The organism is Tessaracoccus terricola (genome assembly GCF_054776555.1).
The window spans coordinates 1-504 of record NZ_BAAHBS010000012.1 but is presented as its reverse complement, the minus strand read 5'-3'; the positions used below and the strand labels follow the sequence as shown (position 1 = coordinate 504).

General features: G+C 46.6%; 1 protein-coding gene. It reads right to left on the bottom strand.

Going from position 1 to position 504, the window contains the following annotated elements; genetic code table 11:
- Positions 1 to 25 precede the first annotated feature (25 nt).
- A complete protein-coding gene (locus ACYU7G_RS17410; protein ID WP_461110078.1) occupies positions 26 to 472 on the bottom strand; it encodes a hypothetical protein in 447 nt (148 codons plus the stop codon).
- Between the last annotated feature and the right edge of the window lie 32 nt (positions 473 to 504).

Below are 504 nucleotides of genomic sequence, written 5' to 3'. Positions count from 1 at the left end.
GTCCAAAAACTGATTGATCTAAGGGCTATAGGACATGGGAGGTATGAGGAGGTAGATAGAGTAGATGTATCTTGTTAATATAGCAGAGATACATGAATTCAGTTGACTCATGGCTTCCATGGCCATCTAGGATGAGTAGACGGGCTGTAGAAGGGTCTGTAGGTTGGGTTGATGGGATGAAGATTTCCTGGAGCCAGTATATAGCTGTCTCATTATCTGTCCACCCATTTTCTGTTGTATGGAACCTCCAGTTGGCATAAGGTTGAAGGTCTAGAGGAAACCATTGTTGTTGAATAGACCTGCCCTTGTAGATGACAAGAGGTGGCACTGCAGAGCCTATAGCACTGATACACTCAACCAGAGTGGTCCAGGCCCTTGATCCAGGCTGTTTTTTCTGTAGATTCCGGGCCTCTGTAGATCCTAGGACTAGGCCATTAGACCCTCGACCCTCTAGGATGCCAGTCTCATCCATATTATACCGATTGGCTGGTTGGATGGCCTTGA

Excerpts from the sequence above, each read along its gene's own strand:
- ACYU7G_RS17410 (WP_461110078.1), bottom strand. The coding sequence starts at position 472 with ATGGATGAGACTGGCATCCTAGAGGGTCGAGGGTCTAATGGCCTAGTC.